This is a genomic window from uncultured Phascolarctobacterium sp. (assembly GCF_905212365.1).
In the GTDB taxonomy this organism is placed as follows: Bacteria; Bacillota; Negativicutes; order Acidaminococcales; family Acidaminococcaceae; genus Phascolarctobacterium_A.
Map to the genome: position 1 here is coordinate 111,958 of NZ_CAJMEH010000001.1, position 22,199 is coordinate 134,156.

At 52.8% G+C, this 22,199-nt stretch carries 22 protein-coding genes; 21 read left to right on the plus strand and 1 reads right to left on the minus strand.

Going from position 1 to position 22,199, the window contains the following annotated elements; genetic code table 11:
* The first annotated feature begins 41 nt into the window (after positions 1 to 41).
* The 4 genes from hrcA (at position 42) to dnaJ (ending at position 4,983) form a co-directional block, all read left to right on the plus strand.
* Positions 42 to 1,073, plus strand: a complete 1,032-nt coding sequence (hrcA, locus tag QZ105_RS00565) for a heat-inducible transcriptional repressor HrcA (RefSeq protein WP_293727899.1) — start codon at positions 42 to 44, stop codon at positions 1,071 to 1,073.
* A 20-nt stretch (positions 1,074 to 1,093) separates the two neighbouring features.
* A complete protein-coding gene (gene grpE / locus QZ105_RS00570; RefSeq protein ID WP_293727900.1) occupies positions 1,094 to 1,687 on the plus strand; it encodes a nucleotide exchange factor GrpE in 594 nt (197 codons plus the stop codon).
* Positions 1,688 to 1,756: 69 nt separating this feature from the next.
* Positions 1,757 to 3,604 (plus strand): molecular chaperone DnaK, encoded by a 1,848-nt coding sequence (dnaK, locus tag QZ105_RS00575; RefSeq protein ID WP_293727901.1) that lies wholly within the window; start codon positions 1,757 to 1,759, stop codon positions 3,602 to 3,604.
* 227 nt (positions 3,605 to 3,831) lie between these two features.
* Positions 3,832 to 4,983, plus strand: a complete 1,152-nt coding sequence (dnaJ, locus tag QZ105_RS00580) for a molecular chaperone DnaJ (RefSeq protein WP_293727902.1) — start codon at positions 3,832 to 3,834, stop codon at positions 4,981 to 4,983.
* 102 nt (positions 4,984 to 5,085) lie between these two features.
* On the opposite strand, the gene QZ105_RS00585 is transcribed toward dnaJ, so the two are convergent.
* Entirely contained in the window at positions 5,086 to 5,295 is a 210-nt protein-coding gene (locus tag QZ105_RS00585; protein WP_293727903.1) for a DUF1858 domain-containing protein, read from the minus strand.
* 226 nt (positions 5,296 to 5,521) lie between these two features.
* Between QZ105_RS00585 and mraZ the strand changes: the two genes are divergently transcribed.
* The 17 genes from mraZ to QZ105_RS00670 all read left to right on the plus strand — a co-directional run bounded on the left by mraZ (position 5,522) and on the right by QZ105_RS00670 (position 22,061).
* Positions 5,522 to 5,953 carry a division/cell wall cluster transcriptional repressor MraZ gene (mraZ, locus tag QZ105_RS00590; RefSeq protein WP_293727904.1) on the plus strand — a complete coding sequence of 144 codons (432 nt, stop codon included), beginning with the start codon at positions 5,522 to 5,524 and terminating at the stop codon, positions 5,951 to 5,953.
* 12 nt (positions 5,954 to 5,965) lie between these two features.
* Positions 5,966 to 6,898, plus strand: coding sequence for a 16S rRNA (cytosine(1402)-N(4))-methyltransferase RsmH (rsmH, locus tag QZ105_RS00595; protein WP_293727905.1), 933 nt, complete (start codon positions 5,966 to 5,968; stop codon positions 6,896 to 6,898).
* A gap of 24 nt (positions 6,899 to 6,922) precedes the next feature.
* Positions 6,923 to 7,327, plus strand: a complete 405-nt coding sequence (locus QZ105_RS00600; protein ID WP_293727906.1) for a septum formation initiator family protein — start codon at positions 6,923 to 6,925, stop codon at positions 7,325 to 7,327.
* A 97-nt stretch (positions 7,328 to 7,424) separates the two neighbouring features.
* Positions 7,425 to 8,909, plus strand: coding sequence for a UDP-N-acetylmuramoyl-L-alanyl-D-glutamate--2,6-diaminopimelate ligase (locus QZ105_RS00605; protein WP_293727907.1), 1,485 nt, complete (start codon positions 7,425 to 7,427; stop codon positions 8,907 to 8,909).
* A complete protein-coding gene (gene murF, locus QZ105_RS00610; RefSeq protein ID WP_293727908.1) occupies positions 8,906 to 10,270 on the plus strand; it encodes a UDP-N-acetylmuramoyl-tripeptide--D-alanyl-D-alanine ligase in 1,365 nt (454 codons plus the stop codon). The genes QZ105_RS00605 and murF overlap by 4 nt, the downstream gene beginning before the upstream one ends.
* A 43-nt stretch (positions 10,271 to 10,313) precedes the next feature.
* Entirely contained in the window at positions 10,314 to 11,276 is a 963-nt protein-coding gene (gene mraY, locus QZ105_RS00615; protein WP_293727909.1) for a phospho-N-acetylmuramoyl-pentapeptide-transferase, read from the plus strand.
* A 12-nt stretch (positions 11,277 to 11,288) separates the two neighbouring features.
* Positions 11,289 to 12,647 (plus strand): UDP-N-acetylmuramoyl-L-alanine--D-glutamate ligase, encoded by a 1,359-nt coding sequence (murD, locus tag QZ105_RS00620; RefSeq protein WP_293727910.1) that lies wholly within the window; start codon positions 11,289 to 11,291, stop codon positions 12,645 to 12,647.
* 16 nt (positions 12,648 to 12,663) lie between these two features.
* On the plus strand, positions 12,664 to 13,767 hold the full coding sequence (gene murG / locus QZ105_RS00625; RefSeq protein WP_293727911.1) for an undecaprenyldiphospho-muramoylpentapeptide beta-N-acetylglucosaminyltransferase: 1,104 nt from the start codon (positions 12,664 to 12,666) through the stop codon (positions 13,765 to 13,767).
* 74 nt (positions 13,768 to 13,841) lie between these two features.
* Positions 13,842 to 15,179: a UDP-N-acetylmuramate--L-alanine ligase gene (gene murC, locus QZ105_RS00630; RefSeq protein ID WP_366935938.1), complete on the plus strand. Its 1,338-nt coding sequence runs from the start codon at positions 13,842 to 13,844 to the stop codon at positions 15,177 to 15,179.
* Positions 15,176 to 16,114 (plus strand): D-alanine--D-alanine ligase, encoded by a 939-nt coding sequence (locus tag QZ105_RS00635; RefSeq protein ID WP_293727913.1) that lies wholly within the window; start codon positions 15,176 to 15,178, stop codon positions 16,112 to 16,114. The genes murC and QZ105_RS00635 overlap by 4 nt, the downstream gene beginning before the upstream one ends.
* 60 nt (positions 16,115 to 16,174) lie before the next feature.
* A complete protein-coding gene (locus QZ105_RS00640; RefSeq protein ID WP_293727914.1) occupies positions 16,175 to 16,948 on the plus strand; it encodes an FtsQ-type POTRA domain-containing protein in 774 nt (257 codons plus the stop codon).
* An 11-nt stretch (positions 16,949 to 16,959) separates the two neighbouring features.
* Positions 16,960 to 17,667, plus strand: coding sequence for a DUF881 domain-containing protein (locus tag QZ105_RS00645; protein ID WP_293727915.1), 708 nt, complete (start codon positions 16,960 to 16,962; stop codon positions 17,665 to 17,667).
* On the plus strand, positions 17,664 to 17,996 hold the full coding sequence (locus tag QZ105_RS00650; protein ID WP_293727916.1) for a small basic family protein: 333 nt from the start codon (positions 17,664 to 17,666) through the stop codon (positions 17,994 to 17,996). The genes QZ105_RS00645 and QZ105_RS00650 overlap by 4 nt, the downstream gene beginning before the upstream one ends.
* Positions 17,997 to 18,096: 100 nt before the next feature.
* A complete protein-coding gene (gene ftsZ / locus QZ105_RS00655) occupies positions 18,097 to 19,182 on the plus strand; it encodes a cell division protein FtsZ (RefSeq protein ID WP_293727917.1) in 1,086 nt (361 codons plus the stop codon).
* Positions 19,183 to 19,398: 216 nt separating this feature from the next.
* A complete protein-coding gene (locus tag QZ105_RS00660) occupies positions 19,399 to 20,625 on the plus strand; it encodes an NADP-dependent malic enzyme (RefSeq protein WP_366935939.1) in 1,227 nt (408 codons plus the stop codon).
* A 10-nt stretch (positions 20,626 to 20,635) separates the two neighbouring features.
* Entirely contained in the window at positions 20,636 to 21,481 is an 846-nt protein-coding gene (locus QZ105_RS00665; protein WP_293727919.1) for a fumarate hydratase, read from the plus strand.
* Positions 21,482 to 21,494: 13 nt separating this feature from the next.
* Positions 21,495 to 22,061: a Fe-S-containing hydro-lyase gene (locus QZ105_RS00670; protein ID WP_293727920.1), complete on the plus strand. Its 567-nt coding sequence runs from the start codon at positions 21,495 to 21,497 to the stop codon at positions 22,059 to 22,061.
* The last annotated feature ends 138 nt before the right edge of the window (positions 22,062 to 22,199 follow it).

Here is a 22,199-nt window from a genome sequence, read left to right on the forward strand (position 1 = left end):
TCCAATAACGCGAGTGCTAACAACTAAAATGAGGTGGGAATATGTTAAACGATAGAAAGAAAAAAATTCTCCAGCTCATAATTGAGGATTATATTTCGACAGCCGAGCCTGTAGGCTCGCGAACCATCGCCCGTAAGTATGATTTGGGACTCAGCCCTGCGACTATTCGCAACGAGATGAGCGACCTGGAGCTGCTGGGCTATTTGGAGCAGCCCCACACCTCGGCAGGACGCGTACCCTCGGCGCAGGCTTATCGCTTGTATGTGGATTCGCTGATCGAGCCGGACGCTTTGAGCGACAACGAACGCGCGCTTATCAACAGCTGGTTCAACGAACGGCGCAGAAGCATCGACGAAATCTTTCAATCCACGGCAAAGATTTTATCCCGCATGACGCAGAACGTATCCATGGTTTTGGCTAACCGCGATGCAGGCGCCCAGTTCCGTTATATGAAGTTTTTGCCTCTGGATGAGCATCACGCCATCCTCTGCATTATTACTGACGACGGCAATGTGGACAACTGCGTAGTGGAAATTCCTCTGGGAATGCGCCCCGAAGAGCTTGATTACCTAGCCGGACGCATCAGCCGTATTTTGGAGGGGCGGGAGCTGGCCAATATTTCCGAGGATTTGCTGCAAGCCGTACACAGCAATGTGGCTGACGATAAATTACTCTTTACTTCATTAGTTCAATCTATTCGCAAGCTGCGTAATAAGCATCAGGAGCAAAGAGTATTCTTAGGCGGCACTAAGCAGCTTCTGAATCAGCCGGAGTTTCGCGACGTGGAGCGTGTGCGCAGTCTTTTGGGTATTTTGGAGGAAGAGCGCGTAGTACGCGACCTGCTGAAGGCCGGCGAGGACAGCGGCCTGCGGATTACCATTGGCAGCGAAAATAAATTTTCCGGTATTCAGGATTGCAGTATGGTGCAGGCTACCTACCGCCTGAATGGTCAGATAGTAGGCACGATGGCCGTACTTGGGCCAACGCGCATGGAATACGGCAAGGTAATCGCCGTAATGGATTACCTGCATAAATATTTGAAAACAATGTTTGAGCATGATCCTAATAAATAGCAGTCAAAGGAGGAAGAGCCTTGCAAGAGAATGATGTAAAAAACACTCAGGCTGAGGAAAATGTTGCTCCGGAAGCCGAAGTAAAGCAAGAAACCGCCGCCCAGGAGGAAGCAGCCGCTCAGCAAAACGCTGAGGAAGCTGCCGGTGAAGCCGCTAAGGAAGCGGAGCCGGACCCCAGGGACGTTAAGATTGAAGAGCTGACCAACCGTCTGCTGCGTTTGCAGGCTGATTTTGAAAATTTCCGCCGCCGCAGCGCAGGTGAAAAGGAACAGCTTTCTACCTTCGTTACCGCCGGTGTGGTAGGTAAGTTTTTGAAGGTACTCGATAATTTTGAACGCGCCGAAGCCAGCGCCGCTAAAGCCACCGATATGGCGGGCGTAATCACCGGTATGCAGAAGATTCGCCGTCAGTTTGAGGATACCTTTAAGGAGCTGCGGGTGGAAGAAATTCCGGCGCAGAACGAAAAGTTTGACCCCAAGCTGCACGAAGCCGTAATGCGTGGGCAGAACCCCGAGCTGGAGGATGAAACCATCGATATGGTTTTGGAAAAGGGCTACAGACTGGGCGATAAGGTAATCCGCCACAGTAAGGTAAGAGTCATCAACAACGATTAAGCTGTGAGGCTCTTTACATAAATTTACAATTAACTTATTTCTGTGAAAGAATTTTAGGAGGAATACAAAATGTCTAAAGTAATTGGTATTGACTTAGGTACTACTAACTCTGTTGTAGCTGTTATGGAAGGCGGCGAACCGACCGTCATCACTAATCAGGAGGGCTCCCGTCTGACTCCGTCCGTTGTGGGCTTCGCTAAAAACGGCGAGCGTCTTGTTGGCCAGCTGGCTAAACGTCAGGCCGTATCCAACCCGGACAGAACCATCAGCTCCATTAAACGCCACATGGGCGAAGCAAATTATCGCGTAACCATTGACGATAAAAAATATTCTCCGGAAGAAATTTCCGCCATGATTCTGCAAAAGCTGAAAGCCGACGCAGAAGCCTATCTGGGCGAAAAGGTAACTCAAGCGGTTATCACCGTTCCGGCTTACTTCTCCGACAGCCAGCGTCAGGCTACTAAGGACGCAGGCAAGATTGCCGGCCTGGAGGTTCTGCGTATTGTCAACGAGCCTACCGCCGCATCTTTAGCTTACGGCATCGATAAGACCGACGATCACACTATCATGGTTTACGACCTGGGCGGCGGCACCTTTGACGTATCCATTCTGGACGTAGGCGACGGCGTATTTGAAGTAAAGGCAACTAACGGCGACACCCATCTGGGCGGCGACGACTTCGATAAAAAGATTATGGACTGGATGGTTGACGAGTTCAAGAAAGCGGAAGGCATCGACCTGTCCAGCGACCGCATGGCTATGCAGCGTCTGCGCGAGGCTGCTGAAAAGGCTAAGATTGAGCTGTCCGGCGTTATGAGCACCAATATTAACCTGCCCTTCATTACCGCAGGCGCCGACGGCCCGAAGCATTTGGATATGGATTTGAGCCGCGCTAAATTTGAAGCTATGACTGCCGATTTGGTAGAACGCACCATGGGCCCTGTTCGTCAGGCTATGAGCGACGCAGGCTTGTCCAGCAGCGATATCAGCAAGGTAATTCTGGTTGGCGGTTCTTCCCGTATCCCCGCCGTTCAGGCCGCTATTAAAAAATTCATGGGCAAGGAGCCTTACAAAGGCGTAAATCCTGACGAATGCGTTGCAGTAGGCGCAGCTATTCAGGCCGGCGTACTGTCCGGCGAAGAAGGCACCGGCAACGTGTTGCTGCTGGACGTAACTCCGTTGTCCTTGGGTATTGAAACTCTGGGCGGCGTCTTCACCAAGATTATCGAGCGCAACACCACTATCCCGACCTCTAAAAAGCAAGTGTTCTCCACTGCTGCCGATAATCAACCCTCCGTTGATATCCATGTTCTGCAGGGCGAACGCGAAATGGCCGCCGACAACAAAACTCTGGGCCGCTTCGAGCTGTCCGGCATTCCTGCCGCTCCCCGCGGAATTCCTAAAATCGAGGTTGCTTTCGATATCGACGCTAACGGCATCGTAAACGTAAGCGCTAAAGACCTGGGCACCGGCAAGGAGCAAAAGATTACCATTACTTCCTCCGGCACTTTGGATAAGGACGAAGTAGAAAGAATGGTTAAGGAAGCGGAAGCCAACGCTGAAGCGGATAAGAAACGCAAAGAGGGCGTTGAAGTCCGCAACCAGGCCGACAATATGTGTTACCAGGCTGAAAAGACCATGAAGGACATGGAAGGCAAGGGCAAGGACGAGCTGATTGCTAAGGTTAAGGCTGCCGTTGATACTTTGAAAGAAAGCCTGAAAGGCGACGATCTGGAGATGATTAAAGTCGATACCGAAGCATTGACTAAACCGCTGTACGAGCTGAGCGCAGAGCTGTATAAAGAGACCGAAGCGCAAAAAGGCGCAGCCGGTGCAGATGCAGGCGCGCAGGACGCTAAGAAGGCCGGTAATGACGATGTAGTAGATGCTGAGGTTGTCGACGACGATAAAAAATAAGGCAATCCCAACTATAAGGCGCCATCTGCTGTGTCAGGGCTCTTTGACGTACTTCTAGTACGCCTGCATCGCCCTTCCTTGCATCTAGCGTCTTCTAGCTGGTCTTGGGATTGTTGGGTCTTCAAATAATAATCGAATTATAATTTATAGGTTAGTGCCCATCTGCACGGTTTGCCCTGCACTTGGGCACTGCCATCTTCAATGAGGAATATTAGGAGGCGCCTGTTTTGGCTAAAAAGGATTATTATGAGGTGCTGGGAGTTTCTAAAACGGCCTCCCAGGACGAATTAAAAAAAGCATACCGCAAACTGGCCCTGAAATATCATCCAGACCGTAATAAAGGCAACGCGGAAGCAGAGCAGAAGTTTAAGGAAATCAGCGAAGCTTACGGCGTACTTTCGGATGAAAGCAAGCGCGCCCAGTATGATCAGCTGGGGCCGGACGCTTTTGAGCAGGCACAGGCTGGCGGCGCAGGCGGCAATCCCTTCGGCGGCGGTTTCGGCGGCTTCAGCGGCAGCGGTATGGAGGATATTTTCGATATGTTCTTCGGCGGTCAGGGCGGCCGCGGAGGACGCAGCGGCAATGCCGGCCCGCAGCGCGGCGCCGATTTGCGCTTTGATTTGGAAATCACCTTTGAGGAAGCGGCTTTCGGCGTAGAAAAGGAAATCAGCCTTTATCGCGACGAGGCCTGCGAGCATTGCCACGGTACCGGCGCGGAGCCTGGCTCAAAGGTGGAAACCTGCCCTGACTGCCACGGCACAGGTTATATACGCTTTACCCAAAATACCATGTTTGGGCAGATGGTCAACGAACGTCCCTGCTCTAAATGTCATGGCGAGGGCAAGATTGTCAGCAGCCCGTGCAAGGAATGCCGCGGCAAGGGTACGCAAAAGAAAAATAAACGCTTGAAGGTAAAAATTCCGGCAGGCGTGGATAACGGTTCCCGCCTGCGCGTCAGCGGCGAAGGCGAGGCCGGCGCCAAGGGCGGGCCTAACGGCGATTTGTACGTATACCTGTATGTGAAGCAGCATAAGTTCTTCGACCGCGACGGCACTACTGTATTGTGCGAGGTACCTATCAATATCGTACAGGCTACCCTGGGTGCGGAAATTAAGGTTCCCACTCTGGACGGACAGGTAACGATGAAGGTGCCTGAGGGTACGCAGCCCGGCCGTGTGATGCGCTTGAAGGGCAAGGGTATTCCCAGCCTGCGCGGCGGTACTCGCGGCGATCAGCTGGTGAAAATTAAGGTTGTTATACCTACGAAGCTGAACGATAAGCAAAAGGACGCGCTGCGCGCGTTCGAGACCATCAGCAAGGACAATATCAATCCTGAGGAAAAAAGCTTTCTCAACAAAATAAAAAATCTGTTTAAATAAAACGAAGCCGTGCTGCCTTAATTGGCGGCACGGCTTTTAGTTTTGCGGAAAACGAAAAGGGACTGTACGCTTTTGGCGTGCAGTCCCTTACGATTTAGAAAATTATTTATTTGCTTCGGCTTCGGCAATAACCTTGTTGATGTCTTCGATGAGAGCGTCAACGTCGATGCCGTGTGCGCCTGCGCCCTGGCCGATGGTTTCAAAGTGAGCTGCCATGCAACCGATGCAGCCCAGACCGTATTCTGCAAAAACCTCCATAATTTCCGGATGAGTTTGAACGGCTTCGATAATGCCGGTATCTTTAGTAATCATGTCGCATATCTCCTTTATCGATTCTGTTTTGAGCGTACTTGTTTGGTACATGTTTATTATAGCATTAGAAGTCTTAAATGCCAAATAGCTTTCGGTAATTTTTTTGCGAATAAATTGTAGAAAGTTTAGATTTTTTATGGGAAATTGCTTTTTACTCTTGCATAGTCTGGGAAATAACGATATAATGGAGAAAAGTGGCATAAAGTGGGTAAAAGGGGGCGACGAGATGCTGTTAGGTGAATATGAACACACTCTGGACACCAAGGGTCGTCTTGCTATGCCCGCTAAGCTGCGCGAGGCTTTGGGTAATAAATTCATTATTACTAAGGGCCTGGACGGCTGCCTGTTTGTGTACGATTTAGAGCAGTGGCAGCAGCTGGAGGCCAAGCTGGCCGCTTTACCTATGAGCCGCAAAACAGCCCGTGATTTTACTCGTTTTTTATTCGGCGGAGCCTGCGAGGGCGAATGCGATAAGCAGGGCAGGGTGCTGCTGCCTGCTAATTTGCGCCGTCACGCCAATTTAACAAAAGATGCGGTAATTGTGGGCGTGGGCAATAGAGCTGAAATTTGGGATGCGCAAAAGTGGCAGGAATATAATGAAGGCAATGCCGATGACGTCAATGAGCTGGCAGAGCAGCTGGCCGATTTAGGCATTTAAACTGGTGCAAAGATGGAATTTAAGCATGTGAGTATCCTGCTTGCTGAAAGCGTGGATTTTTTGATAACGGATAAAAATGGCATTTATGTGGACTGCACCATGGGCGGCGCAGGTCACAGCAGCGGCTTTGCTGCGCAACTGGAGCCCGGCGGCCTGCTGCTGGGTATCGACCAGGACGACGACGCTATTGCCGCGGCTTCGGAACGGCTGCTGCATCGCTTTGTGTGCCGTACTGCCGTAGCCAAAGCCAATTTTAAGGATTTTGCCCAGGTGCTGGACGGCATGGGCATAGATAAAATCGACGGCATTTTTTTCGATTTAGGCGTGTCCAGCTATCAGCTGGATTGCGCGGAGCGGGGCTTTAGCTATATGCACGACGGTCCGCTGGATATGCGCATGAACCGCGAGGCCAAGCTGGACGCGGCCTATGTGGTGAATAATTATAAGGAAGAAGAATTAGCGGAGATTATTCATAAATATGGCGAGGAGCGCTGGAGCAAGCGCATCGCTCAGTTTATTGCCGCGGCGCGCAAGGAGAAGCCGCTGACGACTACCTTTGAGCTGGTGGAGGTTATCAAAAAGGCCATTCCCAAGGGCGCACGCCTCGACGGGCCCCATCCGGCCAAGCGCACCTTTCAGGCGATTCGCATTGAGGTGAACAACGAGCTGGGGATTTTGGCAGATACGATGGAGCAGGCCGTGGACAGGCTGAAAAGCGGCGGTCGTATCGGCGTGATAACCTTTCATTCGTTGGAGGACAGAATTATTAAGCAGACTTTTGCCAGACTAGCGAAGGGTTGTATCTGTCCGCCGCAGCTGCCGGTGTGCGTATGCGGCAAAAAGCCGCTGCTGAAAAAAACGGGCAGCATCGTTCCGGCCGCAGCGGAGGTTGAGGATAACCCTCGGTCCCGCAGCGCACGGCTGCGTTATGCTATTAAGCTTTAGAAAAGATTTAAAGGGCGTGGAAGCATGTTAGCAAGAAAATATGATAATTACGCATGGGAAGAGCAGCAGCAGACAGAAGTCAGCCAGCCTGTGCGGCGAGTAAAAATAAATACCGACCCTTATCGCAGACTGCGTTCACGCTTGATGATTTTTGCAGCAGTAGTTTTGGGAACCTATTTGCTGACGGTATTTCGCAGCGAAGCCATGGTGCAGTATGGCAATCAGCTTGTGAACCTGCAGCAGCAGGAGGCTCAGCTGATAGATAAAAATAATGAGCTGAAAATAGAGGTAGAGCAGCTGAAGGGACCGGAACGTATTATCGGGCTGGCGGAGCAGCGCCTGGGCATGAGCGTGGCGCGCAGTAATATTTATGTGAAGGCTGCCGGACAAAAAAATCCTGGTAACTCTTTTACAGTAGCGGCTAAATAAGCGTAGCTATTGCGAGTGACTTGTGATATAATTTGAATAAGATTTTTGGGAGGAGGCAGCCATGGCGGCTGCCCTTTCAATTTAGGAGGTAAGTTTTATGGAAAAGCAATTAGCTGAGCTCCTCAATTTGCTGCCCCAAGCCCAGGCGACAGGCAGCGTCGATAAAATTATTAACGATATTACCGCTGATTCCCGCACCGTAAAGGCAGGCAGCTTGTTTATCTGCCTGAAGGGCGCGACGGTTGATGGACATAAATTTTTACTCATGGCTGCGGAAAAGGGCGCGGTGGCCGCTCTTGTGGAGGATATGCCTGAAAAAATTCCTGACGGTGTGACGCTGATTAAGGTGCCTGACACTCGCGCCGCTATGGAGCTGGTAACGCCTTTCTTTTTCGATTATCCCGGCAAGCAGCTGCGCATGATAGGCGTGACCGGTACTAACGGCAAGACTACGACGACCAATATTATTCGTTTAATTCTGCGTAAGGGCGGTTATAAGGTGGGCCTGATTGGCACCATCAATATTATGATTGAAGATGAGATTTCCGAATCTCACAATACTACGCCCGACGTAGTGGATTTGCAGAAAGCGCTGTACGCTATGCGCTGCGCCGGCTGCGATTACTGCGTGATGGAGGTGTCCAGCCACGCGCTGGCTTTGAACCGCGTAGCTGGCATCGAATACGACTGCGCCGTTTTAACCAATATTACTCAGGACCATCTTGATTTTCATAAGACTATGGAAAATTACCGCGACGCTAAAAGCCTGCTGTTTGAGCATTTGACGGACGGGGATAAGCCGAATAAAAACGCGGTGTTTAATATGGACGACCCAAGCTCCGCAATTATTAAAGGAAGAACTAAAGCCAACGCGCTTACCTACGGCGAAGGACATGATAACGATATTTATCCTTTGAACTTTACTGTAGAGCCCAAGCATATGCAGCTTTTGCTGCACACGCCGGTGGGCGAAATGGATTTGGAGCTGAAAATTACCGGCGAGTTCAATGTTTATAATGTTATGGGCACGGTAGCCGCTATGCTGGCGGAAAAGATAGACAAGAAAATTATTTGCTCCGTGCTGGACGGCTTCGACGGCGTGCCCGGACGCTTTCAGCTGGTGGAAGCAGGGCAGCCATATACGGTAGTTGTGGATTACGCTCATACGCCCGACGGGTTGGAAAACGTACTGAAAACGGCTCGTTCCATTACCAAGGGCAAGCTGTGGGTTGTTTTCGGCTGCGGCGGCGACCGCGATAATAAAAAGCGCCCGATTATGGGCGGGCTGGCTTTGGCGCTGGCTGATAACGTGGTAGTGACCTCCGACAATCCGCGTACCGAGGATCCGGAGCTGATTATCGACGAGATTTTCACAGCTTTGCAGCAGGTTCCTCAGGGCAAGCAGGTGATGCGCTTGTCCGACAGGCGCGAGGCTATCGATTATGCTTTGGCTCATGCCGCAGATAACGACGTTATTCTGATTGCCGGTAAGGGGCACGAAAATTACCAGATTTTGAAGGATCGCACGATTCATTTTGACGATAAAGAAGTAGTCATGGAGTATTGGGGTGAGAGAAAATGATAAAGGCCAGTGAAATTATGGCGGCAACCAATGCTGTGCGCGACGATTTTGAATTTGCCGGCGTGACCACGGATTCGCGGGCGGTGAAGCCGGGCGAATTATTCGTGGCTTTAAAGGGCGGCAATTTTGACGGGCATGATTACTGCGCCAAGGCCGTGGCTTTGGGCGCGTCCGGCGTGGTTATTTCTCACGATATCGAGCAGCTGCCTGCGGGAGCGGCAGTGTTCAGAGTGCAGGATACGCTGCTGGCTTATCAACAGCTGGCCCGCGCTTACCGCCGCAGACAGAAGGGCTTGAAGGTTTTCGCTATTACGGGCTCCAACGGCAAAACGTCGACCAAGGATTTGCTGGCTGCCTGTCTGAGCGTAAAATATAATGTTGTGAAGACCCAGGGAAATTTTAATAATGAGATTGGCCTGCCGAAAACTTTGCTGGATATTAAGCCGGATACGGATATTGCCGTAGTGGAAATGGGTATGCGCGGCTTAGGCCAGATTGAGGAGCTGTGCCGGATTGCCGAGCCGGACAGCGGCTTGATAACTAACGTCGGCGAAACCCACATGGAGCTTTTGGGCAGCATGGATAATATTGCCAAGGCCAAAAGCGAAATTGTGGTGGACCTGCCTGCCGAGGGTTTTGCCGTTCTTAACGGCGATAACGAATATGTGCTGCGCGCCGCAGCATTGACTAAGGCGAAGGTGGTATATTTCGGCTTGGGCGCAGGCTGCGATTACCGCGGCAGCGATATTGCAACCTCGGCCGGAGGCACGACCTTTACCTGTACGGAAAAGGCTACGGGCAAAAGCGTGCAGGTGCATTTACAGCTGATTGGCGAGCATAATGTGTACAACGCTTTGTCCGCTATTGCGGGCGCGGCCTGCTACGGCGTCAGCATGGAGGACAGCGCCAGAGCGCTGGCGACGGCGCGTCTGACCGGCAGCCGTCAGGAAATTATTTACATTGGCGATATTACTTTTATCAACGACGCTTATAATGCCAGCCCCGCTTCTATGGAGGCGGCTTTGAAAACGCTGGCGGAGGCTAAAAAGGCTGCGCGCGGCACGGGACGCACTATTGCCGTGCTGGCCGATATGCTGGAGCTGGGCGCTATCAGCGAGGATGCGCACCGTCGCGTAGGGCGCTGGGCTGTGGAATACGGCGTGGATTATGTGCTGACCTATGGGGAGCAGGCTGCTTACATCAGCGACGAGGTGCAGAAGCTGGGCGGCAAGACACGCCACTGCGGCAGTCGTCAGGAGGCGGCCGATAATTTGCGGCTGTTGGCCGAGGCAGGGGATATTATTCTGTTGAAGGGCTCCAACTCCATGCAGGTGGGCCGTATGCTGGAGCTGTTTAAATAAGCAGCGTATGCTTTTAATTACTAATGATTGTTGAGGGAAGTTTATGTTTAAATTAGTTGCAATCCCCGTAACCGCTTTTATCGTGTGCGCGCTGATTGGCCCGGTGCTGATCAAATATCTGCATAAATTAAATTTTGGGCAGTCCATCCGCGAATGCGGCCCTGCCAGCCATATGAAGAAAAGCGGCACGCCGACCATGGGCGGGTTGATGATGCTGGCGGCGTTGACGCTGGCTCTGCTGTGGGGCTCGTTTACGCCCCGCGTGGTCATCGCTTTGGTGCTGACCCTGGGTCACGGGGCCATAGGGTTTATTGACGATTATATTAAGGTTGTAATGAAGCGCAATCTGGGCCTGACGGCTAAGCAGAAATTTTTATTGCAATTTATTTTGGCAGGCGCTTATGTATATTTTGCCGAAACGCATATCGGTAATACGGCGCTGTGGGTTCCGGGGCTGAATGTCTCGCTGGACCTGGGTTGGGGGTATTACGCGTTGGCCTTTGTGCTGCTTGTAGGCACGACTAACGCTGTGAACCTGACTGACGGCTTGGACGGCTTGGTATCCTTTGTGAGCCTGCCGGTGACGCTGGCCTTTGCTTTTATCGCTTATATGCAGGGCTTTTTGGATTTGAGCGGCTTTGCTTTGGGCATAGCGGGCGCGTGCCTGGGCTTTTTACTGTTTAACCGCCATCCGGCGCAGGTGTTTATGGGCGATACGGGTTCGCTGGCCTTGGGCGGCGGCGTGGCGGCGCTGGCGCTGCTGACGCGCACGGAGCTGCTGCTGGTGATTATCGGCGGCGTTTATGTGGCCGAGGCCTTATCCGTTATTATTCAGGTGGGCTATTTCCGCCTGACCGGCGGCAAGCGTTTCTTCCGCATGGCGCCTGTGCATCACCATTTTGAGTTGGGCGGCTGGCGCGAGGTCAAGGTGGTGCGCGTCTTTACAATTTTCAGCCTGGCGCTGTCCGCTGTGGGATTAGGGCTGTGGCTGGCCGCTGTTTTATAGGAGGCATCCATAATGGTGCAAAAGGCTGTAATAGTCTACGGCGCAGGTATCAGCGGCCGCGGTGCGGCGCAGGTGCTGGCGCAGCGTGGGCAACAGGTATTTTTATATAACGACGCTCCCTGCGAAATAGATGCGGAGCTGGCGCAGGAGCTGGCTGCCTGCGGCGGCGCTTTGGTTTTTGGGCCGAAGGGCTTTGCTGGCTTGCTGGCTAAGGCAGGGCAAATGGTGCTGTCGCCCGGCGTACCGTGCGATGCGCCCCATGTTTTGGAGGCGGAGAACTACGGGCTGGAGGTTATCAGCGAAATTGAATTGGGCTACCGCTTGTACGGCGGGCATATAGCCGCCATTACCGGTACTAACGGCAAGACTACGACGACTACTATCGTGGGAGAAATGTTCAAGCGCTTGCCCGTACCCAGCGCGGTGGGCGGCAACATCGGCCTAGCTTTGTCCAAGGAGGTGGAGCACCTGCCTGACAACGGCTGGCTGGCGGCTGAGCTGAGCAGCTTTCAGCTGGAAAAGGTGAAGGACTTCTGCCCCGATATTGCCGTAGTGCTGAATTTAACGCCCGACCATTTGGAGCGCCATCGTACAATGAAGGCTTACGGCGAGGCTAAGAAAAATATTTTCCGCAGGCAGGGGCCGCAGCAGATTACCGTATTGAATTACGATGATCCGGAGGTGCGCGGCTGGGCTGCCGCAAGTAAAGGGCAGATCTGCTATTTCAGCAGAAAAGCCTGCCTGAACGCGGGAATTTTTATGCAAAACGGTAATTTTGTGATAAAATGGAATAATACAACAAATGTTGTTTGCAATATAGACGAGCTGCACTTATTTGGCGGGCACAACGAAGAAAATGTGCTGGCAGCCATTGCCTGCGGCTATTTCGCCGGCGTGTCCATTGCAGATATGGCGGACGTGCTGCGCAATTTTCACAGCATCGAGCATCGCTTGGAATATGTAAGAACTATTAAGGGCGTTCCCTATTACAACGATTCCAAGGCGACCAATACGGATTCGGCTATTAAAGCCTTGGAGGCTTTTAAGGACGGGCATATTATTTTGCTGGCCGGAGGCCATGACAAGCTGACGGAGCTGGAGCCGATGATGCGGCTGGTTAAGGAAAAATGCGATGCGCTGATTCTTTTGGGCGAGGCGAAGGAGCGCTTTTATCGGGCAGCCGTGGACTGCGGCGTGGAGCATATTCTGCTGGCGGACTCCTTTGAGGATGCTGTGCGGCAGGCGTATGCGATGGCGCTGCCGCCCCAGGTTGTGTTGCTTTCCCCGGCCTGCTCGTCTTATGATATGTTTAAAAACTACCCTGAGCGCGGCCGCTGCTTTAAGCAGCTGGTAAACGATTTGCCGCAGTAAGGGAGGAGGAAAAATCGTGAAGGTCATTCTTTCCGGCGGCGGTACCGGCGGGCATATTTACCCGGCGCTGACTATCGCCGACCAGATAAAAAAGCTGTGTCCTGACGCCGACATAAGTTTTGTCGGCACACGGCAGGGCTTGGAAAAGGATATTATTCCCCGCTACGGCTATCCGCTGCAATTTATCGAGGTGGCGGGCTTTAAACGCAGCCTGAGCTTCGATACTCTGCGCAGCGTTGGCAAGCTGTTTACGGGCCTGTGCGACGCTTACAAAATTATCAAGGAGCAGCGCCCGGATTTGCTTATCGGTACGGGCGGCTATGTTTGCGGACCCATCGTTTTGCTGGCAGCGCTGCATAATATTCCCTGCTGCATTCAGGAGCAGAACGCCATGCCCGGCGTGACGAATAAGATTCTGGCCCGCTATGTGCGCAAGGTCTTTTTAGGCTACAAGGAGGCCGGCAAATATTTTCACGGCAAGGCGGAGCTGGTTTATACCGGCAACCCTATACGCAGCGAAATTCTGGAGCATACGCGGCAGGAGGCAGTGAAGGAGCTGGGTCTGGACCCGGAAAAGAAAACGATATTAGTTTCCGGCGGCAGCCGCGGCGCGCGCAGCATAAATCAGGCGATGCTGGAGGCGGAGCTGGCGCTGTCGGGCCGCCATGAGGTGCAGGTGCTGCACGCTACCGGCGACGTAAATTATGAGCAATACATGGAAGCAGTGCGCAAACGCGGCGGCGTGGCAGATAATATTATCATTAAGCCGTATCTGCATAATATGCCCGTGGCTTTGGCCGCGGCAGATTTGGCTGTGTTCCGCGCCGGTGCTATCGGCCTGGCAGAGCTGACGGCCAAGGGAGTGCCTGCGGTGCTGGTGCCATACCCCTACGCAACAGCCAACCATCAGGAATTTAACGCCAGAGCGGTAGAAGCCCGCGGTGCGGCGCAGGTTATTTTGGATAAGGAGCTGACGGGAGAACGTATCCTGGAGGCTATCGAGCATTTGCTGTTACATGAAAAGGATTTGGAGAAGATGCAGGCGGCGGCTAAAGCGCTAGGGCAGCCGCAGGCGGCGAAAACCATCGCTGAGCAGGCCTTGGCGTTGGCGAGGAAATAGGAGGGTGTCCAGTGGCAGAAAATAAGTTAGCTAATCTGCATAATATACACTTTATCGGCATTGGCGGCGCGGGTATGAGCGCGGTCGCCTATGTGCTTATAAAACGCGGCTACGATGTGAGCGGTTCCGATTTGAACGCGGGCCATATGTCCGCGCATTTGGCGGAGGCCGGAGCGATGGTTTTTATGGGACACGACGCCTGTCAGGTGTACGACGCCGACGCAGTGGTTATTTCCACGGCAATACATCCCAATAACCCGGAGCTGGTGGCTGCTAAAAAACGCGGTATTCCGGTGCTGCACCGCAGCGACGTTCTGGCCGCCGTTTTAAATGCCGACGACGCTAAGGGCGTCGCTATAGCCGGGGCTCACGGCAAGACCACGACCAGCGCTATGATTTCCTGCATTGCCGCAGCCAGCGGCATCGACCCGACGGTGGTTATCGGCGGCGAGGTGAGCAGCCTGGGCGGCAACGCTTTAAACGGCGCAGGTCCCTGGGTAGTAGCCGAGGCCGACGAAAGCGACGGCTCTTTCCTGAAATTTTATCCTTATCTTGCAGTAGTGACCAATATTGAGGACGACCATCTGGACCATTACGGTACGGAAGAAAATATTTATTTAGCCTTTAAGCAATTTTTAAGCAATATCAAAGAAGGCGGCAAGGCGATTTTGTGCGCCGATAACGCTAAGGTACGGCGCTTGGCTGCCGAAACCGATAAAACCGTTATCACCTACGGCATGGAAGGCGAGGGCGCTGATTATATAGCTGAAAATGTGAACTACGGCGTCAACGGAACCACCTACGAGCTGTATTATCGCGGCGAGCTGACGGCGAAGGTGCAGCTGCTGGTGCCGGGCCGCCATAATGTGCTTAATTCCCTGGGCGCTTTTGCGGCAGCCCGCGAGATGGGCATTGACGTACCGGTTATTTTGGAGGCTCTGAAAAAATTCGGCGGCGCTAAACGCCGTTTTGAAACCAAGGGCAAGGTGAACGGCGTTTGGGTAGTGGACGATTACGCGCACCATCCTACGGAAATCGGCGTGACCTTAAAGGCTGCTCGGCAGACGCAGCCCAAGCGGCTGCTGTGCGTGTTCCAGCCTCACCGCTACACACGCACGAAGCTGCTGTTCGACGAATTTTGCCAAAGCTTTACCGAATGCGACGAGCTTATTCTGACGGATATTTACGCCGCCAGCGAGGAGCCCATCCCCGGCGTGTCCAGCGCTAAGCTGGCCGAGGGCATTCAGGCGGCTACAGGTCAGAAGGTTTTATATATTCCGCGTCTGGAAAAAGCGGAGGAATATTTGGAGCGTCAGGCTCAGCCCGGCGATTTGATTATGACCGTCGGCGCAGGCGACGTTTTTAAAATTGGCGAAGAATTAGTGAGAGAATTGGAGCGTAAAGCAAAATGAATAAACAGGATGTAGTGGCAGTAGTTTTGGGAGGGCCTTCCTCCGAAGCGGAAATTTCGCGCGTTACCGGCGGCGCTATTGCCGCCGCTTTAAGGGAAAAGGGCTATAACGCCAAAGAGGTGGAGCTTGTTCCCGACAGATTATTGAGCCAGCTGCACGCGATGAACGCTAAGGTCGTTTTTAACGCGGTGCATGGCAAGTACGGCGAGGATGGTCGCCTGCAAAGCCTTTTGGAGGCCGCAGGCATTCCCTATACCGGCTGCGGCGTTTTAGCCAGCGCCGTGAGCATGGATAAATCTGCGACTAAACGCTTTTTGCAGTCCGCAGGCATTGCTACGCCCCGCTGCTTAATTCTGCATAAACGCGAGTGCGGCGATTTAGCCGCCGTCAAGGAGCAGGTGCTGCGGGAATTTGGCGTGCCCGTAGTTATTAAGGCCGCGTCTCAGGGCTCCAGCATCGGCGTATATATGATTAAAAACGAAGCCGAGATCGAGCCTGCCTTGAAGGAAGCCTTCGATTATTCCGCTAACGTATTGGCAGAGGAATGTATTGTGGGTAAGGAGCTGACCGTGGCCATTATGGAGGAAGCAGGCCAGCCTAAGCCGCTGCCGGTTATCTGGATTGCTCCCCATTCCGGCGCTTATGATTTCCATTCCAAATATACTAAGGGCGCTACCGATTACCATTGTCCGGCGCCTTTGGGCGAAGCAGTTACCGCTCATGTGCAGCAGCTGGCAGTAGCCGCTTATAATGTGCTGGGATTGAGCGGCGTGGCGCGTATCGACGTGATGCTGGACGAGCAGGGCCAGGGCTATGTTTTGGAGGCCAACACCGTTCCAGGCATGACGGCTACCAGCCTCGTGCCCAAGGCTGCCGCCGCCGTAGGCATCAGCTTCCCAAATTTGTGCGAGCGCATTTTGCTGAGCGCTAAATAATCATCATCTGAAAAACGCCGTTCGGCGGCGTGTTGCGTACTAATAAAGGAGATGCAAGCCATGGCGACAATCAAGGAACGCCTGCGCGCTCACAAGCGGCGCAAGCGCTTAAGGGCGTTGTGTATGCTGCTGGCGCTGGGCGCCGCGGCCTATGGCTTGCAGTTTGGCTGGAGCTATATTCATCAGCCGGGCCTGGCCTTTGGCAGCGTCGTTATTCACGGAACTAATCTGCTGACGGAGGAAGAAGCTATTAAGCTGGGAGGCAGCGAGCCGCCCTTCAACTTTTTCAATGTCAGCGCCGGACGCTTGCAGGACGCTTTAAAGCACGATATCCGTTTTCAAAACGCCAAGGTCGTTTACCGCTGGCCCGCAGGCTTGGAGATAACGGTGGAGGAACGCCAGCCGGCTTTGTATGTGGCCAACTCTTATCGCAGCTATTTGCAGCTGGATTATAACGGCATCGTGATGAACGTCACTACGGGTATTCCCGACGCCCGCGCGCCGCTGCTGGTTGGCGTGCAGTGCGGCAATGTTTTCTTGGGCGACCCCGTGGGCAACGAAAGCGTAATGGAAATACTGCAATTTTTGCAGCAGCTGGACGGCGACGCCCGCGACCGTATCGCTGAAATAGGCGTGGACAACAGGAACGAAGCGAAGCTGCGCCTGAGCGGCAGCTTCCCCATTCTGTTGGGGCCGGTGGCCGGACTGCCGCACAAAGCGCAGGTGTTTATGACGGTGTTTAACGAAATAAAAAATAAAAATATCCAAGCCGAATATATTGATTTAACCTTTGCTAAACCATACATTAAACTGGTGCCTGGAAAAGAAAAATGAGGGTGTAAGTAATGAAAGAATTAGTCGCTATGGATTTAAAGGGCAAGCTGGTCATTGCCTTTGTATTCATGGTTTTAGGCTTTATGCTGTCGGTGCAGTATAAAACCACGGAGCAGCAAAGGTCCATTCGGATGGATCGCGTGGAGGATCTGTCTGAACGCCTGAAGCTGGCAGAGACGGAAAATCAGCGCCTGCTGGCGGAAATAGAAAATCTGCGCCAGCATGGAGTCGATAATCCGGAGGATCCGGGACAGGAGCGCCTGGAGCTGCTTGCCGGTACTACGGAAGTAGAAGGGCAGGGGATTGAGGTCGTTTTGGACGACAGCAATATTCCCAAAAAAGCTAACGATAATCCTAATTTATATATTATTCACGACGAGGATTTGCTGCGCGTACTCAACGAGCTGCGCGCTGCCGGAGCCGAAGCCATCTCTCTTAACGACCAGCGTATCGTGGGCATGAGCGAGGTGCGCTGCGCCGGGCCGACGGTGTCCGTCAATAATGTCCGCAGCGCGCCGCCCTACGTCATTAAGGCCATCGGCGCGCCGAAAACGCTGACCAGCGCTTTGCGCTTGCGCGGCGGCGTGGTGGAAACCTTTGAGTTTTGGGGCATTCAGGTAAAAATAAAAACCGTAGAAGATTTGCGTGTTCCCGCGCTCAAGGCGCCGCGTAATTTTGAATATGCCAAGGTCGTAGGCGAAAAGGAGGGACAGAAATGATTTACTATGCAGTCCTTGGCCTGCTGGCCGGTTTTGTGGGCGGCATCTACTGTCCTTTCAGTCTGCCGCCGGAGTACGCTCGTTTGCTGGCCGTAGCGGTAATGGCCGGTATGGATGCCGTACTGGGCGGCGTGCGAGCGTCTATGGAAAGTAAGTATGATACGCAGGTCTTCATTTCCGGCTTTTTTATCAACGGTATTTTAGCCTCGTTTTTGTGCTATGCCGGTAATATGATCGGCATCGATCTGTATATGGTGGCCATTCTGATTTTTGGTATGCGTATCTTTCAGAATCTGGGCGTCATTCGCCGGCTGTATATGGGAAAATAAATTTATCAAGGCAGCAGGAAATTTGCTCCTTGATGTTGAACTTATACAAATCAATGATTTTGTCAATAATGATACCCAGCAATTAAGGGGGACGTAGAATATGTTTGATGATGTAGAAACAACCTTCGATAACCTGGCCAACATTAAGGTTATTGGCGTAGGCGGCGGCGGCAACAACGCTGTCAACAGAATGATTGCGGCCGGAGTGCGCGGCGTAGAATTTATCGCTGTGAACTGCGACGCACAGGCGCTTTTGCTTTCCAAAGCTGAAACAAAAATTCAGATTGGCGAGAAGCTGACGAAAGGCTTGGGCGCAGGCGCTAATCCGGAAATCGGCGAAAAGGCTGCGGAGGAATCCCGCGAACAGATCGTGGAAGTGCTGAAGGGCGCGGATATGGTTTTCGTTACCGCAGGTATGGGCGGCGGTACCGGCACCGGCGCAGCCCATGTAGTGGCAGAATGCGCTAAAGAAGTAGGCGCACTGACTGTCGGCGTAGTTACCAAGCCCTTTATGTTTGAAGGACGCCGTCGCATGAACCAGGCCGAAAACGGCATAGTTAATCTGAAAGAAAAAGTAGATACTTTAATTACCATTCCCAACGACCGCTTGCTGCAGGTCATCGACCGCCGCACCTCTATGCTGGACGCCTTCCGCATTGCCGACGACGTTTTGCGTCAGGGCGTGCAGGGCATTTCCGATTTGATCGGCGTGCCCGGTTTAATCAACGCCGACTTTGCCGACGTGAAAACCATTATGACTAACGCAGGCAGCGCTTTGATGGGCATTGGTACCGCTAAGGGCGAGGGCGGCGCTAAGGCCGCTGCCGAAGCCGCCATTAAGAGCCCGCTGCTGGAGGCTTCTGTGGACGGCGCTCAGGGCGTGCTGTTCAATATTACCGGTGGCAAGGAGCTGTCCTTGTTCGACGTAACCGAAGCTTCGCAGATTATTACGGACGCTGTGGACCCCAACGCCAATATCATCTTTGGCGCTGTTATCGACGAAGCGTTGGAGGACGAGATTCGCGTTACCGTTATCGCCACGGGTTTTGAAAAGAAAAATCCGGCATTGAAGAATGCGGCACACGGACAAATGGGAATTAAAAATCCGGAAGCCGATAAGAAAAGCAGTTCCGTAATCAACAGCTTTAACGGCGGCAACGAAATTCCGCCTTGGCTGCGCAGATAAGCTTTGCGCCTGTTAATTTAATATGTGCTGGAAGAGGCCGCCGCAGGGCGGCCTTTTTGTGTGTACTGCTTTACTTAATTGACACATTAGTTACAATTATTTGAAAAATTATGGATATCGGACTACTTCACAAGTATTTTTCTTGTATTATCAGAGTGCTTCATATATAATGTAGTGTATACTAAATATTTTTTGTTGGAGGAGCATGATATGACAATGACTTTACGCGAAGAAGCGCTGAAAATGCATTTGGAGAATAACGGTAAAATTTCTGTAGTAAGCAAGGTGCCCATTGCCAACCGTCACGACCTTTCCGTCGCCTACACCCCCGGCGTGGCAGAGCCCTGCAAGGACATCAAAGAAAATAAGGACTTGTCCTTTGAATATACCTGCCGCGGCAATATGGTAGCGGTTATCAGCGACGGTACCCGCGTGCTGGGACTGGGCGATATCGGACCGGAGGCTGCTATTCCCGTTATGGAGGGCAAGGCCGCGCTGTTTAAAACCTTCAGCGACGTGGATGCCGTGCCCATCTGCCTGGGGACGAAGGACCCGGAAGAATTTATCCGCACCGTTAAGCTGCTGGAGCCCAATTATGCAGGCATCAATCTTGAGGATATTTCTTCTCCCAAATGCTATGATATCGAATGCCGCCTGAAGGAAATCTGCGACATTCCCGTTTTCCACGACGATCAGCATGGTACGGCCATCGCCTGCCTGAGCGCGGTTATCGGCGCGTTGCGTTACGTGAAGAAGGATTTCCGCACCGCCCGTTTCGTAGTCAACGGCTGCGGCGCAGCTGGCAGCGCTATCGGCCGCCTGTTGGTAAGCATGGGCGCGCAGAACGTCATTATGGTTGACCGTTTCGGCGCTTTGTATGAAGGCATCGACGCTAAACTGGACCGCATTCAAAGCTATCTGGCTTCCGTCACCAATAAAGAGCGCCGTCAGGGAACCTTGGCCGACGTGGCTAAGGGTGCCGACGTTTTAATCGGCGTTTCCGCTCCTAACGTATTTACCAAAGAAATTATGCAGAGCATGGCGGAGGGCAGCGTGGTTTTCGCGCTGGCCAACCCTGTGCCGGAAACAAGCTATGACGAAGCTAAGGCGGCGGGCGTTGCCGTTGCCGGTACCGGTCGCAGCGACCGTCCGAATCAGGTAAATAACGTCACCGTTTTCCCCGGCGTATTCCGCGGCGCTATCGACGTGCGCGCCCGCGCTATTACCGAGGAAATGAAAGTAGCGGCAGTTTTCGCTATTTCCGAGCTGATTGACGAAAAGGATCTGCGCGAGGATTATGTTGTTCCCGACGCTTTCGATCCCCGCGTCGCTCCGGCTGTAGCCGCTGCCGTAGCCAAAACGGCTATCGAATTGGGCCTAGCGCGTAAAATCGTCGACCCGGAGGTTGTAAGAGCCAACACCATGAAGCGTGTCGGCCGCTAAGGAGGGCAAAATGAGAGAGATTAATGTCAGTGAAGTAACAGCTGCGATTGCTAAATTGTGCATGGACTCCTGCTATTATCTGCCGGAGGCCGTAAAGAATAAAATTAAGGAAGCCATCAAAACAGAGGAATCGCCTTTGGGCAGAGAGATTTTAACTACGCTGGTAGAAAATTTTGAGCTGTCCCAGAAAAAGGCTGTGCCGCTGTGCCAGGATACCGGCCTGACCGTAGTTTTCCTGGAAATTGGTCAGGAGGTGCATTTTGTGGGCGGCGATTTGTATACCGCCATTCACGCAGGCGTAGCCCAGGGCTATACCGAAGGCTATCTGCGCAAATCCTCCGTAGGCGACCCGGTATTTGACCGCAAAAACAGCGGCGATAATACTCCCGCTATTATTCATACGAAAATCGTTCCCGGCGACAAGGTGAAGATGATTGTTTGTCCTAAAGGCTGCGGCAGCGAAAATATGGGCGCGCTGAAAATGCTCAAGCCAGCCGACGGCGTGGAGGGCATCAAAAAGTTCGTTGTTGATACAGTGCGCGCAGCAGGGCCTAACCCTTGTCCTCCAGTTACCGTTGGCGTAGGCATTGGCGGCAATATGGAGCAGGCGGCGCTGCTGGCTAAATACGCGCTGACCCGTACCGCAGGCGAGCATAATGCAGACGAGCGCTATGCACAGCTGGAGGATGAGCTGCTGGAGCTGGTGAACAAGACCGGCGTCGGCCCTTCGGGCTTGGGCGGCAGCACCACGGCTTTGGCTGTCAATGTGGAATTTACCCACACGCATATCGGCGGCCTGCCATGCGCTGTAAATCTTAACTGCCATCAGGCGCGCCGTGCGGAAGCAGAGCTGTAAGGAGGGTTGGACGATGAGTGAACAAGCTGTAATTAAATACATTCAGGCGCCTTTGACCGCCGAAACTATTAAGGATCTGCATGCAGGCGACGTGGTACGCATCAGCGGTTATATTTATACTGCCCGTGATGCCGCTCACAAGCGTTTATACGAAGCACTGGGTCGAGGCGAGCAGCTGCCGCTGGATTTGACCAATAATATTATTTATTACGTGGGCCCTACCCCTGCCAAGCCGGGCGAGGTAGTGGGCAGCGCCGGTCCGACCACCAGCGGGCGCATGGACAAATACACGCCGACCATGATCGAGCAGGGTATGCGCGGTATGATAGGCAAGGGCCTGCGCAGTCAGGAGGTTATCGACGCCTGCGTTAAATACGGTGCGGTTTATTTTGTAGCCGTAGGCGGCGCAGCCGCTGTCATTACCCAGTCCATCAAGGGCGAGGAAATGATTGCTTACGAGGATTTAGGACCCGAAGCTATCCGCCGTTATGAGGTGAAAGACTTCCCGGCCATTGTCTGCATCGACAGCGAAGGCAATGATTTTTATAAAGAGGGCATCGCTAAATACAGTAAAGAGTAACAAAATTTACAAAGCCAGGGCAATGCGAAATTGCTCTGGCTTTTTTGTTAGTGTGCCCGGCATGGGCGATAACTAGGTGGTGAAAGTCCACTACGCGCTCGGTAGCAGGAAGCGTTAGCCGAAGGCAAGGGTGTCCAT